Source organism: Microbacterium sp. bgisy189, from assembly GCF_965345345.1.
Lineage (GTDB): Bacteria > Actinomycetota > Actinomycetes > Actinomycetales > Microbacteriaceae > Microbacterium.
Map to the genome: position 1 here is coordinate 52,798 of NZ_CBDRMZ010000007.1, position 14,797 is coordinate 67,594.

The 14,797-nt window shown below is 70.1% G+C and carries 18 protein-coding genes; 10 read left to right on the forward strand and 8 right to left on the reverse strand.

What is annotated here, in order from left to right:
* The 3 genes from ACSF8R_RS10135 to ACSF8R_RS10145 are packed head-to-tail and all read right to left on the reverse strand — an operon-like array spanning position 1 to position 1,769.
* Positions 1–798 carry a DNA/RNA non-specific endonuclease gene (locus ACSF8R_RS10135; protein ID WP_434811761.1) on the reverse strand — a complete coding sequence of 266 codons (798 nt, stop codon included), beginning with the start codon at positions 796–798 and terminating at the stop codon, positions 1–3.
* 31 nt (positions 799–829) lie between these two features.
* Positions 830–1,534, reverse strand: coding sequence for a gamma-glutamyl-gamma-aminobutyrate hydrolase family protein (locus ACSF8R_RS10140; protein WP_434811762.1), 705 nt, complete (start codon positions 1,532–1,534; stop codon positions 830–832).
* A 55-nt stretch (positions 1,535–1,589) separates the two neighbouring features.
* Positions 1,590–1,769 carry a DUF5302 domain-containing protein gene (locus ACSF8R_RS10145; protein WP_434811763.1) on the reverse strand — a complete coding sequence of 60 codons (180 nt, stop codon included), beginning with the start codon at positions 1,767–1,769 and terminating at the stop codon, positions 1,590–1,592.
* Between the two features lie 294 nt (positions 1,770–2,063).
* On the opposite strand from ACSF8R_RS10145, the gene ACSF8R_RS10150 reads away from it, so the two are divergent.
* The 4 genes from ACSF8R_RS10150 to ACSF8R_RS10165 all read left to right on the forward strand — a co-directional run bounded on the left by ACSF8R_RS10150 (position 2,064) and on the right by ACSF8R_RS10165 (position 7,073).
* Positions 2,064–4,313 (forward strand): polyribonucleotide nucleotidyltransferase, encoded by a 2,250-nt coding sequence (locus ACSF8R_RS10150; RefSeq protein ID WP_434811764.1) that lies wholly within the window; start codon positions 2,064–2,066, stop codon positions 4,311–4,313.
* A 214-nt stretch (positions 4,314–4,527) separates the two neighbouring features.
* Positions 4,528–5,541 carry an aldo/keto reductase gene (locus tag ACSF8R_RS10155; protein ID WP_434811765.1) on the forward strand — a complete coding sequence of 338 codons (1,014 nt, stop codon included), beginning with the start codon at positions 4,528–4,530 and terminating at the stop codon, positions 5,539–5,541.
* Between the two features lie 81 nt (positions 5,542–5,622).
* Entirely contained in the window at positions 5,623–6,222 is a 600-nt protein-coding gene (locus ACSF8R_RS10160) for a histidine phosphatase family protein (protein WP_434811766.1), read from the forward strand.
* A gap of 2 nt (positions 6,223–6,224) precedes the next feature.
* A complete protein-coding gene (locus ACSF8R_RS10165) occupies positions 6,225–7,073 on the forward strand; it encodes an aminoglycoside phosphotransferase family protein (RefSeq protein ID WP_434811767.1) in 849 nt (282 codons plus the stop codon).
* Between the two features lie 25 nt (positions 7,074–7,098).
* Here ACSF8R_RS10165 and ACSF8R_RS10170 read toward each other — a convergent pair whose 3' ends face one another.
* Positions 7,099–7,569: a GNAT family N-acetyltransferase gene (locus tag ACSF8R_RS10170; RefSeq protein ID WP_434811768.1), complete on the reverse strand. Its 471-nt coding sequence runs from the start codon at positions 7,567–7,569 to the stop codon at positions 7,099–7,101.
* An 84-nt stretch (positions 7,570–7,653) separates the two neighbouring features.
* On the opposite strand from ACSF8R_RS10170, the gene dapB reads away from it, so the two are divergent.
* Positions 7,654–8,466: a 4-hydroxy-tetrahydrodipicolinate reductase gene (gene dapB / locus ACSF8R_RS10175; RefSeq protein WP_434811769.1), complete on the forward strand. Its 813-nt coding sequence runs from the start codon at positions 7,654–7,656 to the stop codon at positions 8,464–8,466.
* On the forward strand, positions 8,463–8,900 hold the full coding sequence (locus ACSF8R_RS10180) for a hypothetical protein (protein WP_434811770.1): 438 nt from the start codon (positions 8,463–8,465) through the stop codon (positions 8,898–8,900). Before dapB ends, ACSF8R_RS10180 begins: the two co-directional genes overlap by 4 nt.
* Before the next feature lie 13 nt (positions 8,901–8,913).
* On the opposite strand, the gene ACSF8R_RS10185 is transcribed toward ACSF8R_RS10180, so the two are convergent.
* From ACSF8R_RS10185 to ACSF8R_RS10200, 4 genes are all read right to left on the reverse strand, one after another.
* Positions 8,914–9,807, reverse strand: a complete 894-nt coding sequence (locus ACSF8R_RS10185) for a TIGR01777 family oxidoreductase (protein ID WP_434811771.1) — start codon at positions 9,805–9,807, stop codon at positions 8,914–8,916.
* On the reverse strand, positions 9,800–10,225 hold the full coding sequence (locus tag ACSF8R_RS10190; RefSeq protein WP_434811772.1) for an OsmC family peroxiredoxin: 426 nt from the start codon (positions 10,223–10,225) through the stop codon (positions 9,800–9,802). Before ACSF8R_RS10190 ends, ACSF8R_RS10185 begins: the two co-directional genes overlap by 8 nt.
* Before the next feature lie 80 nt (positions 10,226–10,305).
* Positions 10,306–10,905 (reverse strand): DUF4395 domain-containing protein, encoded by a 600-nt coding sequence (locus tag ACSF8R_RS10195; protein WP_434811773.1) that lies wholly within the window; start codon positions 10,903–10,905, stop codon positions 10,306–10,308.
* The gene (locus ACSF8R_RS10200; RefSeq protein ID WP_434811774.1) at positions 10,898–11,335 is read right to left on the reverse strand and encodes a TlpA family protein disulfide reductase; all 438 of its coding nucleotides are present in this window, start codon (positions 11,333–11,335) and stop codon (positions 10,898–10,900) included. Before ACSF8R_RS10200 ends, ACSF8R_RS10195 begins: the two co-directional genes overlap by 8 nt.
* 108 nt (positions 11,336–11,443) lie before the next feature.
* Between ACSF8R_RS10200 and ACSF8R_RS10205 the strand changes: the two genes are divergently transcribed.
* The 4 genes from ACSF8R_RS10205 (at position 11,444) to dapA (ending at position 14,791) form a co-directional block, all read left to right on the forward strand.
* On the forward strand, positions 11,444–12,259 hold the full coding sequence (locus ACSF8R_RS10205; RefSeq protein ID WP_434811775.1) for a thymidylate synthase: 816 nt from the start codon (positions 11,444–11,446) through the stop codon (positions 12,257–12,259).
* The gene (locus ACSF8R_RS10210) at positions 12,256–12,753 is read left to right on the forward strand and encodes a dihydrofolate reductase (protein WP_434811776.1); all 498 of its coding nucleotides are present in this window, start codon (positions 12,256–12,258) and stop codon (positions 12,751–12,753) included. The genes ACSF8R_RS10205 and ACSF8R_RS10210 overlap by 4 nt, the downstream gene beginning before the upstream one ends.
* Before the next feature lie 25 nt (positions 12,754–12,778).
* Positions 12,779–13,543: an SDR family NAD(P)-dependent oxidoreductase gene (locus ACSF8R_RS10215; RefSeq protein WP_434811777.1), complete on the forward strand. Its 765-nt coding sequence runs from the start codon at positions 12,779–12,781 to the stop codon at positions 13,541–13,543.
* 270 nt (positions 13,544–13,813) lie between these two features.
* Positions 13,814–14,791, forward strand: a complete 978-nt coding sequence (dapA, locus tag ACSF8R_RS10220) for a 4-hydroxy-tetrahydrodipicolinate synthase (RefSeq protein WP_434811778.1) — start codon at positions 13,814–13,816, stop codon at positions 14,789–14,791.
* Positions 14,792–14,797 lie beyond the last annotated feature (6 nt).

Sequence of the window (14,797 nt, forward strand, 5' to 3'; positions counted from 1 at the left end):
CTACGAGAGTCGGATGTCGGCGATGCTCGCGAGTTCGACCCACGGCTCGCCCCGCACCGATGCCCCGCGCACGTCGGCGTCGACGAGGAGGCCGAGGTCGATCCCGGCGATCGCCTCAACATCGGCGACGGCGACCTGGAAGGTGCGGTACTCGCCGAGCGGTTCGACCGTGACCCCTTGCGACTCGTCGAGCAGGTCGGACTGGTCGAGCACGAACGCGGCAGCAGCCGGGCCGCCCGCGCCGTCGCGCCAGACGGCCACCTTCCAGAAGCGGCGGGGGAGCAGGACGCCGCGGTACGGCGGGTCTTCGGGGTCGAGCACCGGCGCTGTGAAGACCACCACCCGGTGATCGAGCGCATCGGCGTACGCGAGCACATGGTCTTCGAGGCCGAGCCACAGTTCGCGTGACTGGTTGAACGAGGCCGCCTGCGGAGCGGCGTTCGGGTAGGCGAAGGTTGCCTCCATCGCCTCGGCGGCGCGATCGCCCCACCCGGGGTCGCGCCTGCGCACGAGGTGGCCACGATCCAGGTCGTTGCGTGCATACACGTCACCCCCGGTCTGCCGCTCGGCCGGCAGGCGAGAGTCGAGGTGCCACTCGCCGGAGCGGGGGAGATCGACCAGGCTCGCGCCGTCGATCATGACGGCCGTCACAGACGCGAGCCGCCGGGCATCGTCCAGCAGCACCGTGAAGTGCGGGTAATCGAGTCTCGTCGCAGGCGTCGACGGCACCGGGAGCGGCACCGCCACCCGCAAGAAGCAGTCGTCGTACCCGAGTGTGTCGCCGGTCTCCCCGTTCATGCCACCAGTGTGCCGGGTGCATCCGACGCTGTCAGTGCGAGCGCTGCGCCACCAGTTGCATCAGTGTCAAGAACGGCGCCAGTGCATGCGCGGCCGGTGTGCCCTCCGCCTCAGGGTGCCATTGCACGGCGATGACGCGGTCTTCGGCGCGTTCGAAGGCCTCGACCAGTCCGTCGGCGGCCACAGCGCTCGCCGTCAGCCCGTCGCCGAGCCTCGCGATCCCCTGGTGGTGTCCCGAAGCGACCTGCAGTTCTGCGTCCGTGTGCGAAGAGAGCAGCGACCCCGGTGAGACGGCCACCGGATGCCAGGCCCACACGATCTGCGCGCCGTCGCCGCTGACGGTGTGCACGACGTCGGTCGGAGGGAGGTCTTCGGCGAGGGTGCCGCCGTAGACCACGTTGAGCACCTGCAGCCCGCGGCATACTCCGAGCACCGGGAGCCCTGCGGCCAGCGCGGCATGCGCGATCCCGAAGTCGAGCGCGTCCTGTGCCGGATTCACGTCGTACAGCGCGTCGATGACCTCGCCACCGTACCGCGCAGGGTCCACGTCACCGCCGCCGGGGAGCACGACGGCGTCGATGCCCGCGAGGTCGACGGTGTCGATGAGGATCGGCGTGCCGCCTGCGCGTTCGACGAGGGTGACGACGTCGGCGAAGATGCGGTTCGCGACGTCGATGCGCGCGTCGGCGCGACCGTCTGACAGGCGTACGGGCATCGCGATTCGGGGCGGGTTCACGTGACCATTGTGGGGCACGCAAGCCCCCCGGCCGTCGTGTTCCGCGTCGTGCGGGTCAGCCGCTCTTGCGGCGGAACTCGCGCCTGGTCATCGCGCCGTGGGTCCCGTGGACCGCGGAGTCGCCGTCGAGGTGCGCCTCACCCTCACGGTGGTGGGCGTTCTTCTTCTCGAGCGCCTCGCGGAACTTGCGCTTCATGTCGTCGGTTGCGGCGGCATCGCCGTTCTCGGTGCTCATGTTCCCAACGATACGCACAGGAAAGGCCTGCTGGTAGGCTGGATCGGGTTGTCACGGGTCTTCCGTGTCGACCGCTCGAATCAAAGAGCTCAGGGAGCAGGTCCAGCGGCGAGCTGGTCCCCTGTGGTGGATTCCCGTCCCGAACGGTGATCTTTCACTGGTGGCCAGCGCAAGCGACGATCACGCTCGCGTCTGCAGTGACGCGGTGTGCGCCCGAACCGATGTGTCCCGCTCCTTCGCACGATCTCGTGCGCGAAACGCGCGTGCGAGTCTAAACAAAGAAGGAGAGACCTCTTGGAAGGTCCTGAAATCACCGCCGCCGAAGCCGTCCTCGACAACGGCCGCTTCGGCACCCGTACCGTCCGGTTCGAGACCGGACGCCTCGCCCAGCAGGCGCAGGGCGCCGTCGCCGCCTACCTCGACGAGGAGACCATGCTCCTGTCGGCCACCAGCGCCGGCAAGCATCCGCGCGAAGGCTTCGACTTCTTCCCGCTGACCGTCGACGTCGAAGAGCGTTCGTACGCAGCAGGCAAGATCCCCGGCTCGTTCTTCCGCCGTGAGGGCCGCCCCTCCACCGAGGCGATCCTCGTGTGCCGCCTCATCGACCGCCCGCTGCGCCCGTCGTTCGTCGACGGCCTCCGCAACGAGGTGCAGATCGTCGTCACGGTCCTCTCGATCGCTCCCGGCGAGTACTACGACGCCCTCGCGATCAACGCGGCATCCGCGTCGACCCAGATCTCGGGTCTGCCATTCTCCGGCCCGATCGCCGGCGTCCGCCTGGCGCTCGTGCCCGGTCACGGCGAGCACGAAGACCAGTGGGTCGCGTTCCCGAGCCAGAAGGTCGTGGAGGAGGCCGTGTTCGACCTGATGGTCGCCGGTCGCGTCCTGCCCGACGGCGACGTCGCGATCATGATGGTCGAGGCCGAGGCCACCGAGAACAGCTGGAACCTCATCAAGGGCGGCGCTGTCAAGCCGTCCGAAGAGGTCGTCGCCAGCGGCCTCGAGGCCGCGAAGCCCTTCCTCAAGCAGCTCGTCGAGGCGCAGGCGCAGATGGCCGCAACCTCGTCGAAGGAGCCGGGCGTCTACCCGGTCTTCGCGCCGCACAGCCAGCAGACCTACGACTTCGTCGCCGGTCGCGCCTACGACGAGCTCGTCGGCATCTACCAGATCGCCGACAAGGTCGAGCGCCAGAACGCCGACGACGCCGTCAAGGACCGCGTCAAGGCCGAGCTGATCGCCGCAGTCGAGGCCGAGGAGCTGCCCGCCGTGGCGACCCTCGAGTTCTCGGCCGCCTACAAGTCGGTCACCAAGAAGATCGTGCGCGGCCGCATCCTCACCGAGGGCGTGCGCATCGACGGTCGTGGGCTCGCCGACATCCGCCCGCTCGACGCAGAGGTGCAGGTCATCCCGCGCGTGCACGGCTCGGCGATCTTCCAGCGCGGCGAGACCCAGATCATGGGTGTCACCACGCTGAACATGCTGAAGATGGAGCAGCAGATCGACTCGCTGTCGCCCACGACCAGCAAGCGCTACATGCACCACTACAACTTCCCGCCGTACTCGACCGGTGAGACCGGCCGTGTGGGAAGCCCCAAGCGTCGCGAGATCGGCCACGGCTTCCTCGCCGAGCGCGCCCTCGTGCCGGTGCTGCCCGCACGCGACGAGTTCCCCTACGCGATTCGTCAGGTCTCCGAGGCGCTCGGCTCCAACGGGTCGACGTCGATGGGCTCGGTCTGCGCCTCGACCCTGTCGCTGCTGAACGCGGGTGTGCCGCTGCGCGCCCCCGTCGCCGGCATCGCGATGGGTCTGGTCTCCGACGAGGTCGACGGGCAGACCCGCTACGCGGCGCTGACCGACATCCTGGGCGCCGAGGACGCGCTCGGCGACATGGACTTCAAGGTCGCCGGGACGAGCGAGTTCATCACCGCGATCCAGCTCGACACGAAGCTCGACGGCATCCCGTCGTCGGTGCTGTCGGCTGCGCTCACCCAGGCCAAGGAGGCTCGCACCACGATCCTCGGTGTGCTGAACGCGGCGATCGACGCGCCCGACGAGATGGCGCCGACCGCGCCGCGCGTCATCAGCGTGCAGATCCCGGTCGACAAGATCGGTGAGCTGATCGGTCCCAAGGGCAAGACGATCAACGGCATCCAGGATGAAACCGGCGCCGACATCTCCATCGAGGAGGACGGCACCGTCTACATCGGCGCCGTCGACGGCCCGTCGGCCGAGGCCGCCCGTGCCCAGGTCAACGCGATCGCCAACCCCACCAATCCTGAGGTCGGCGAGCAGTTCCTCGGCACCGTCGTGAAGATCGCCACCTTCGGCGCCTTCATCTCGCTGCTGCCCGGCAAGGACGGCCTGCTGCACGTCAGCGAGGTCCGCAAGCTCGCCGGTGGCAAGCGCGTCGAGAACGTCGAAGACGTGCTCGGTGTCGGCCAGAAGCTGCTGGTGCGCATCACGAAGGTCGACGACCGCGGCAAGCTGTCGCTGGAGCCGGTCCTCGAGGAGGCCGCCGAGGCGGAGGCTCCCGCCGAGGCCTGATCCTCGTCACCGCCACGGATGCCCGCACCCTCCCGTCTCGGAGGGGCGGGCATCCGTTTTCTCTGCGCCGTTTGTGCGGCGCCCCGGATGCCGCGGTCGAAGTGTTACGCAAAGTTCATCCTTCGTTGGCCGCAATGCACGGTGCTGTCGTTGGGAGGGCTTACCCTCGGAGTACGCATCGGGGGGTGCGTATCGCATGGCGAGGGGGTGTGAGGTGACGCAGGCGGGTTCCCAGTCGGTGACGCGCGCAGCAGGCGTCGCGCACCCGTCCGCTCCCATCCCGGTGCAGGGTCCGCCGCTCGGCGAGTCGATCCGTGTCGCGTTGGGCGAGTCGGGGGTCTCCGTCTTCCCCCTCATCCTCGGGGGCGCCGAGTTCGGCTGGCACGTCGACATGGCCGCGGCGCACCGGATTCTGGACGCCTATCGCGAGCAGGGCGGCAACGCCGTCTTCACCTCCGACGGGTTCTCGTCGGGGCGCAGCGAGCACATCATCGGCCGCTGGGTGCGCGACCGCGGGCAGCGTGACGACCTCGTGATCGGTGTTCGCGTCGGGTCGCACCCCGACAACCCGGGGCTGGGCTCGGTCAACCTCATCCGCGCTGTCGAAGCATCGCTCACGCGCTTGCGAACCGATCGCATCGATGTGCTCTCCCTCGATGCCACGAGCGATTCGACCACGTCGCTCGAAGACACGCTCGCGACGGCCGAGTGGCTCGTCGAGGCCGGAAAGGTGCGTGCCCTCGGCGCGTTCGGTCACACCGCGGCGCAGCTCGTCGAGGCGCGCATTCTGGCATCCGCCGGGTATCCGCGTCTGACGGTGCTCGACGTGCCGTACAACGTGCTGCGGCGGCGCGAGCTCGACGGTGACCTCAAGCTCGTCGCCGGTGCGCAGGGCATCGCGGTCACGCCGTCGCAGGCACTCGAACACGGCTACCTCTCGGGTCTGCTGCGCTCTCGCGCGGCGGCCGGTCAGTCGGTGCGCGGTGCGCAGCTGGCGGCCAGCATGAATCGACGCGGTGCCCGTGTGCTACGCGCACTCGACCGGGTCGGTGCCGAACTGTCGATCCCGACGGCCGCGGTGGCGATCGCGTGGCTGCTCGCGCAGCGCATCGTGACGGCACCCATCGTGAGCGCGTACGCCGTCGACCACATCGAAGAACTCGTGCAGGGTGTGGGCGCGAAGCTCAGCCGCGCGCACATGGCCGAGATCGAGCGGGCAGCCGTCTGAGGCAGGCAGCCGGTGTCGCTGGGCTGACGTAGGCTGGGGGTGCCCGACAGCGCCGACCTCGACGAAGCGAGCAGAATCCCCATGACGCACTATCTGTACCTGGTGCGCCATGGAGAGCACCTCGACGCCGAGCACGGCCTCGAAGACGGGCCGCTGTCGCCGCGCGGCAGGCGGCAGGCCGCGCTGCTGGCGGATCGCCTGTCGGGCGTGCCATTGAGCAGTGTCTGGCATTCGCCCCTCGAGCGGGCCGCAGAGACTGCGCGGGCGGTGTCGGAGCGGCTTCCGGCGCTCACGCCTCAGCCGTCGGCACTGCTGTTCGATTGCCTGCCGACGGGCATGACTGCCGACACCCCGTCCGCGTACGAGCCGTTCTTCGGCAGCTATACCGACGCCGACGCCGATGCCGGCAGCGCGCAGATGGGTGACGCCGTCGCGGAGTTCCTGGCGCGCAAACCCGACGCCCATGAGTTGCTCATCACGCACAACTTCGTGATCGCCTGGTTCGTGCGCGAGGTGCTCGACGCGCCGTCCTGGCGCTGGCTGACCATCAACCAGGCCCATTGCGGATTGACGGTGCTCGCCCAGCGACCGGGCCGGCCGTGGACGGTCGTGACCCACAACGACCTCTCGCACCTGCCGGTCGAACTGCGCACCGGCCTGCCCGAGCTGCCGCCGGTCTGACCGTGTCGCATCCGCCGGCAGAGGTGCACACCACCGCGGCAGACGTCAACCGGCTGCTGGCGGCACAGCATCCACGCCTGCGCGCGCCCGTGCGGTTGGTCTCGCACGGGTGGGACAACGACATGTTCCGGCTCGGCGACGACCTCGCAGTGCGACTGCCCCGGCGGGCGGCGGCCGCGCAGCTCATCGCGCACGAGCAGCGCTGGCTGCCCGAGCTTGCGGCCGTGCTGCCCGTGCGGGTGCCGGCGCCGGTGGCGGTCGGCGTGCCCGACGGGTCGTTCCCGTGGCACTGGAGCGTCGTGCCGTGGTTTCCGGGCGAGCGCGCCACCGATGTCGACGCCGCGGTGAGGGATGCCGTCGCCGAGCAGCTCGCCGGGTTCCTGAACGCCCTGCACCGCCCGGCGCCTGCCGACGCGCCGACCAATCCGTACCGCGGCGTGCCGCTGGCGGCCAGAGCCGAGGCGGTCGATGCGCGGATGCAGCAGCATCCGGCGCTGGCAGCCGTGTGGCAGACGGCGCTCGCCGCACCCGAATGGTCGGGAGATGCCCTCTGGGTCCACGGTGACCTGCACCTGGGCAACCTGCTCCTGCAAGAAGGGGCGCTCGCCGCGGTTCTCGACTTCGGCGATGTCTGCGCCGGCGACCCTGCGTGCGACCTCGCGGTCGCCTGGTACGCCTTCACCCCGGCGGGTCGCGCCCGCTTCCGTTCGGCACTCAGCCCCGTCCACGACGACGCGATGTGGCAGCGGTCCCGCGGGTGGGCCGCCGCCATCGCCACGTTGCTCGCGGACTCCGGTGATCGGGGCCTCGCCCGCATGGCCGCCCACACAACCGCACAGTTGGTGGCCTGACCGCTCGCGGCTCGGGTGGCGCAGGTCAGGTGAGCGGCTTGCCGTACCAGCGGGTCGCGTTGGGGTTGGTGTTGTAGGGCTCGATCGCGGTGAAGCCGGAGCGGGCGTATAGCCCGCCCGCGGCCTCGAGGGTGTGGTGGGTGTCGAGCACCAGCTCGGCGGCATCCCATGCGCGGGCGCGCGCCTCGAGTTCGTCGAGCAGCAGTCGCCCCCATCCGCGGCCGCGGGTCTCGGGCCGCAGGTAGAGGTGCTTCACTTCGTAGCGGATGCCGGCAGGGCCGTGGTCGATCCGACGGATGCCGCCGCAGCCGACGTCGCGCCCGTCCTCATCGACCACGACGAGGAACACCCCTGCCGGCGCTTCGAACATCGCGGCGCTCGGATACGTGGGGGAGTAGGTGCCGCCGGGAAAGGACTCGGCACGGATGCCGAAGTACTCGTCCAGCAGTGCCTTCGCTCGCGGGCTGTCAGCGGGCGCGGATGCGAGGGTCACCATGCGACTGAGCCTACGCCCGTGCACCGTGCCGCTCGGACCGCAGTATCGGACCGCCGCAGGGGGCCGCCGCATTAGGCTGGAGGCATGACGACGACAGTGGCGCTCGTGGGCGCGAGCGGCAAGCTCGGTCGCATCATCCATGCGGTCATCGACGCAGAAGACGGCTTCGAGGTCACCCGCACCCTCGGTTCGGGCAGCGACCTGGCCGAGCTCGACGGCGTCGACCTCGTCGTCGACGCGTCCACCCCGGCCGTCTCTGGTGACGTCGTGCGCGCCGCCACCGAACGGGGCATCAACGTGCTCGTCGGCACCTCCGGGTGGTCCGCGGAGCGCATCGCCGGCATCCGCTCCGCCGTGGCCGCGGCCGAGACCGGAGTCGTCTTCGTCCCCAACTTCTCCATCGGCTCGGTGCTCGGCAGTGCGCTCGCAGCAGCGGCGGCGCCGTTCTTCCCGTCGATCGAGATCATCGAGGCCCACCGCGAAACGAAGATCGATTCGCCCAGTGGCACTGCAGTGCGCACGGCCGAGATGATCGCCGCCGCCCGCGCCGACGCCGGCCCCGTCGAGTCGCCCCACGTCGACCAGCGTGCCCGCGGGCAGCAGGTCGCGAGCGTGCCGATCCACTCGCTGCGCCGCCCGGGCGTCGTCGCGAAGCAAGAGGTCATCGCCTCGGGTCCGGGGGAGTCGCTCAGTATCGTGCACGACACGATCGACCCTGCCCGCGCCTACGCCCCCGGCATCCGCATCGCGCTCGCCGCAGCGCGCGACGCCCGCGGTGTGTCGGTCGGCCTCGACAGCTTCATCGACATCGGCATCCGCATCCCCAAGCCCGGGGTCGACAAGCCCGTCGCCGAGGGCGGTGTGCCGGGTCAGGTCGCGCGCGCCACGGGCGCATGAGCGCACGCGTCGGCGTCGTCGTCATGACGGCGATCCTCGCGCTCTACCTCGTGCTGATCGGGCAGCGAGCGTGGCTGCTGCTGACCTCGGGGGATGCCGTTGCCATCACGATGGGCGTCGCGCTCGTCGTCATTCCGATCATCGGTGCGTGGGCGGTCGGGCGTGAGCTGCTGTTCGGCGTGCAGGCCGAGAAGCTCGCCCGCCGGCTCGAAGCCGAAGACGCACTGCCGACCGAGCAGATCGACGTGCGCACGAGCGGCAGGCCGCTGCGCGACCAGGCCGACCAGTTGTTCCCCGCCTACCGTGCCGACGTCGAGCAGCATCCCGAGGATTGGCGGGCCTGGTTCCGGCTCAGCCTCGCCTACGACGGGGCGGGCGACCGCAAGCGCGCCCGCGAAGCCGCGAGGCGGGCGATCAAGCTGGCCCGCGGCTGACGCGCCTCGGGGTTCAGGCCGGGACGACGGCCGCGATCGCGTCTTCGACCGATGGATGCTCGAACACGAAGCCGCTGTCGGCCAGGGCGGTCGGGACCACGTGCATGTCGCTCGTGAGCAGCGCCTCGGTGGCGTCGCGTCCGAGCGCGAGCTTCATGCCCCACACCGGTGCGGGCAGGACGTAGGGACGGTTCATCCGCATTGCGAGGGCGAGGCCCATGTCGTTCGCGGTCGCGCGCACGGGACCCGACAGGTTCACCGCGCCCGTGAGGCCCGCGTCGATGACGTGGCGGATCGCGCGGACCTCATCGACGAGCGAGATCCACGGCCACACCTGTGTGCCGCGTCCGATCCGCCCCGACACCCCGAACCGGGTAAGGAGCATCAACGGTTTCAGGACGCCGTCAGGATGCACGACGGGAGCCGTGCGCAGGTGAGCCACGCGCGATCCGGCGCCGCGGGCCGCCGCCTCCCACTCGCCGCACAGGTCCGCGAGGAACGAATCGCCCTGCGGGGCGTCCTCGGTCAACTCGACGCCCGGCGCCGACGGGTAGTAGCCGACGGCGGACGCGCACACGAACTGCGGGGCGTCGTCGCCGAGCGCGCGTAGGGCGGTCGCGAGGGTGCGCGTCGGGGCGATGCGCGACCACAGCAGTTCGTGCTTGTAGCGGTGGGTCCACGGAAAGCGGCCGATGCTGGCGCCGTTGAGGCAGACGACGGCGCGTGCGCCGCGCAGCACGTCGGGGTCGAGGTCCCTGTCGCCAGGGGCCCAGGCGACCTCATCGTCCGCGATCGGGTCGCGGCGCACGAGCTTGGTGACCACAACGCCGTCGGCGGCGAGGGAGTCCGCGAGCGCGCCGCCGATGAGGCCGGACGCGCCCGCGATGACGATCCTGGGTTCAGGCAAGCGTCGCCTCGAGGGTGATCTCGATGCCGGTGAGCGCGGCGGAGACGGGGCAGCCGGTCTTCGCCTCATTCGCGATGCGTGCGAAGTCGTCGGCCGACAGGCCCGGCACGACCGCGTTCACGTTGAGGTGCGACCCCGTGATCCCGGTGCCGGGGATGAAGGTGACCGATGCGGTCGTCTCGACACGCTCCGGCGGGGTGCCGTTGCCAGCGAGTGCATGCGAGAGCGCCATGCTGAAGCACGAGCTGTGCGCGGCGGCCAGCAGCTCTTCGGGCGTCGTCACCGATGCGGAGCCCTCGCTGCGGGCCTGCCAGTTGACGGCAAGCGGGCCCTGGTTCGAGCTCTCGAGGGCGATTTCGCCCGATCCTTCGATGAGGCTGCCCTTCCAGGTGGTGCTGGCTTCGCTCGTGACGCTCATGTGTGCCCTCCTCGGCGTTGTCCGGGCGCGGATGCGCTCCTGTCACGAGCCTAGACGGCGGTCACCGGCGGCGGAACGGGTCAGGCCGGACGGGCGCGTCCAACGAGGCCGACGCGCTGCAGCAGCAGCCACATCTGGCAGCCGAGGCACAGGCCGAAGACGGCGTTGAGGAAGGCGGCGACGAACGCGATGCCGGCCGCGACGGGCACGGTAAGGGGCACGCCGGCCAGGTGCAGGATGACGCCGAGCCCGGTGACGAACAGGCCCACACCCTGGGCGAACCGCGGCGGGCGGGGGTCTTCGAGTTCGGTGGGCGGGGCGAGTCGCGGCTGCACGAGGGTGCGGTACAGCACACCCCACGGTGCGGTGCGGGGCGAGGCGACGCCCCAGACGAACAGCAGCGCGACCGCGAGCAGCAGCAGGAATCCGGGATCGAGCAGACGCACCGTGAACGGCACGGCCGAGACCGCCCAGGTGCCCGGCGTGAACGTCGAGTCGGTGAGCGGCTGGTATGCGAACCAGCCGAATGATGCGGGTTCGCCCTCCAATCCGATCCACCACGCGCCGCGCGCGGCACTCAGGCCGGTGAGACCGAGCACGACCGTCACGGCGAGCAGGAGCGCGGTGATGCCGGCCACGAACCGGGGACCGCGGGGGTCGATCTTGCCGATCTCAGGCATGGACGCTCCCCGCGGTGATCCGGCTCAACTCGAGTTCGACGACATCCCGGCCGGGTGTCCCGCCGAACCGGGTCTGGATGACGCCGTCGCGGTCGAGGATGAAGGTGGTCGGCGTCTGCAGCACATGGAAGTGCTTGGCGATGTCGGGGCGCTCCGTCAGGTCGACGTCCAGGTGCAGCACGCCGTCGCGCTGGTCCGCGATCTGCGCGAGCATGCGGTGCATGCCGGGGCAGCGGCTGCAGGTCTCCGTGCTGAACTGCAGCAGCGTCGCCTCGTGGCCCAGCACCGTCGCGCCGAGCCGGCGCGGATCGACGATCTCACCCGAGACCTGCCGGCGAGCCCGGTTCTGCAGCCGCAGCGACAACACGCCGATGCCCGCCGTGGCCACGAGCAGGCCGGCGAGCACGAGGAGGGCGTCGACGAGGTTCACAACCGGACAGCCTAACCCGGACCGGCCGGGTGATCGCTGTGTGACGCCGGCCGCGTAACATGCGCACGGACCGCCGTGATGTCGGCTGCCGCGGGTAGCCTGGATGCCATGACCGACGCCGCGATCATCCCCACTCCCTACGAGGATCTGCTGCGGGAGGTGCTGGCATCCGGCACGCACAAGGACGACCGCACCGGCACGGGCACGACGAGCGTGTTCGGTCGTCAGATCCGCTTCGATCTGTCGCAGGGATTCCCGCTCATCACCACCAAGCGCGTGCACCTCAAGTCGGTCGTCTACGAACTGCTCTGGTTCCTGCGCGGTGAATCCAATGTGCAGTGGCTGCAGGAGCACGGCGTCACCATCTGGGATGAGTGGGCCGATGCCGACGGTGAACTCGGCCCGGTGTACGGCGTGCAATGGCGTTCGTGGCCGACGTCGTCGGGCGAGCAGATCGACCAGATCGCGCAGGTCGTGGAACAGATCCGGGCCAACCCCGACTCGCGTCGTTTGCTGGTGTCGGCGTGGAACCCCGCTGACATCCCCGACATGGCGCTCGCACCCTGCCACGCGATGTTCCAGTTCTACGTCGCCGACGGCAAGCTGTCGTGCCAGCTCTACCAGCGCAGTGCGGACATGTTCCTCGGGGTGCCCTTCAACATCGCCTCCTACGCGCTGCTGACCTTGATGATCGCGCAGCAGACGGGACTCGAGCCCGGCGACTTCGTGTGGACCGGTGGCGATTGCCACATCTACGACAATCACCTCGAACAGGTCCAAGAACAGCTCAGCCGCGACCCGTACCCGTATCCGACCCTGCGCTTCGCGCGCACACCCGAGTCGATCTTCGACTACACCTTCGACGACGTCGTGGTCGAGAACTACCAGCACCACCCCGCGATCCGCGCGGCCGTCGCCGTATGAGCCGGATCGGCCTGATCTGGGCCGAGGCGCGTGGCGGTGTCATCGGTGCGCGCGGCGGCATGCCGTGGCACGTGCCCGAAGACCTTGCGCACTTCAAGCGGACGACCCTCGATGCGCCCGTGATCATGGGGCGACGCACGTGGGAGTCGTTCCCCGAGCGATTCCGGCCGCTTCCCGGACGGCGGAATATCGTCGTCACGCGATCGGATGCGTGGCAGGCCGACGGCGCAGAGCGCGCGGCATCCCTCGACGACGCCCTCGCCCTCACCGCAGGCGCCGAGACCGTCTGGATCATCGGGGGAGGGATGCTGTACCGCGAGGCGATCGGCCGCGCCGACGTGCTGGTGGTCACCGAACTCGACCTACAGGTCGACGGCGACACCACAGCCCCGGGCCGTGAGGGCTTCGCCGTGGCGTCGGTCGATCCGGGCGACGGGTGGCACGTCTCGCGCACCGGTGTGCCGTACCGCATCCTCACGCTCGTCCGCCCCTGAACTCGTCCACCCCTGAGGAGGCCGCATGCCGAAGACCGCGCTGATCACCGGAGCCAGCTCTGGTCTGGGTGCCGAGTTCGCCCGCCAACTCGCCGCACGTGGAGCCGACGTCGTGCTCGTCGCCCGCGACCGCGCCGCGCTGGACGACATCGCCGAGCGCATCCGCAGCGACCATCGCGTGCAGGTCGAGGTGCTGCCCGCCGACCTGGTCACCACCGAGGGCCTGGATGCCGTCGCCGCACGCCTGACCGACCCGACGCGTCCGATCGGCGTGCTCGTCAACAACGCGGGCTTCGGCCTCGATCTCGACTTCGCGCGCAACGACATCGCCGACGAGGAACGACACCTCGACCTCCACGTGCGGGCGACGATGCGGCTGACCCACGCGGCCCTCGGCGCGATGCTCGAGCGGGGCCGAGGTCGCATCCTCAACGTCGCATCGGTCGCGGCTTTCCTGCCGCGCGGCACGTACGGCGCTGTGAAGATGTGGATTGTCTCGTTCAGCCGGTGGGCCAACGCCGAATACGCCGCGCGCGGCGTCACGACGACCGCGGTGTGCCCCGGTTTCACCCACACGAACTTCCACGAGCGCATGGGGCTCGCACCCGGCAAAGAGGGCATCCCCGGCCCGATGTGGCTCGACGCCCGCGACGTCGTGGCCGAGGCCCTCTCCGACGCCGCCCGCGGCAAGCCGGTCTCCATCCCCTCGACCCGTTACAAGGTGCTCGTCGCCGTCGCCCGCCTGCTCCCGAACGGCCTCGCCACCCGCCTCGCCAAAACCGGCCGCTGATCCCGCCAGTTCGCGCCGGTCGACGATGCCCTCATCATCCACGACTGGCCGACCGTCGAGCGGGCGATCCTCGCGCGCCTCGGTCGCCTTCGGCGTACCAGTCGTCGGAATGGTGGGGTTGGTGTCGTTCTCTGAGTCGCGACGGGTGACATCCGCCACACCGTTCCGACGACCGGCCCGGTCGCACCCCGGCCGCGCCGGGACGAACCGTCGCTTGTCGCGCATCCCCGACGGCACCGGGCGCACAGCGCGAACCGATAGCCTGAACGCATGACGCACACGAGCAACCCCTTCGGACAGGTACTCGTCGCGCTCGTCACCCCGATGACGGCCGACGGCGAGGTCGACTGGCCCGCCGTCGAGAAGCACATCGACAATGTGATCACCGGCGGGGCGGACGGCATCGTCGTCACCGGCACGACGGGCGAGACGAGCACGTTGACGGATGCCGAGAAGCTCAAGCTCGTCGAGGTCGGCAAGAGCGTCTCGGCCGGCCGCGCCAAGATCATCACCGGCGGCGGCTCGAACGAGACCGCGCACGCCATCGAGCTCTACAAGGCGAGCGAGAAGGCCGGCGCCGACGGTATCATGATCGTCACGCCGTATTACAACAAACCCACCCAGGCCGGCATCCTGACGCACTTCCGCCTCGTCGCCGACGCCACCGACCTGCCGGTCATCCTCTACGACATCCCCGGTCGCACCGGTGTGCCGATCAAGTACGAGACGATCCTGCGTCTCGCGAAGCACCCGAACATCCTCGCCGTGAAGGACGCCAAGGGCGACTTCAGTGAGGTCAGTCGCGTGCTCAACCAGACCGACCTGATGTACTTCTCCGGCGACGACGCGAACGTGCTGCCGCACCTCGCGATCGGCGCGACCGGCATGATCGGCGTCACGGCCAACATCACCGCTGCGCCGTACCGCGTCATCGTCGATGCCGTCAACCGCGGCGATCTGGCGACGGCGACGGCCGCGCACAAGCAGCTCGAGCCCCTGGTGCGCGCGGTGATGACGCACGTGCCGGGCACCGTCAGCGCGAAGTACATCCTGCACGGCCTCGGCCGTATCTCGAGCCCCCGCGTGCGCCTGCCGCTGGTGGGCCCGGAGGAGTGGGAGGCCGCGATCATCGAGGACGAGCTCGCACTCGTGCAGGGGATCGCCGGCGCCGACTTCTCCAACTTCCGCCCCGACCGCAATGCGGCCGCCGGCGGTGCCCTCCCGAAGGTGCACGGCACGACCCGCTGACCCGTC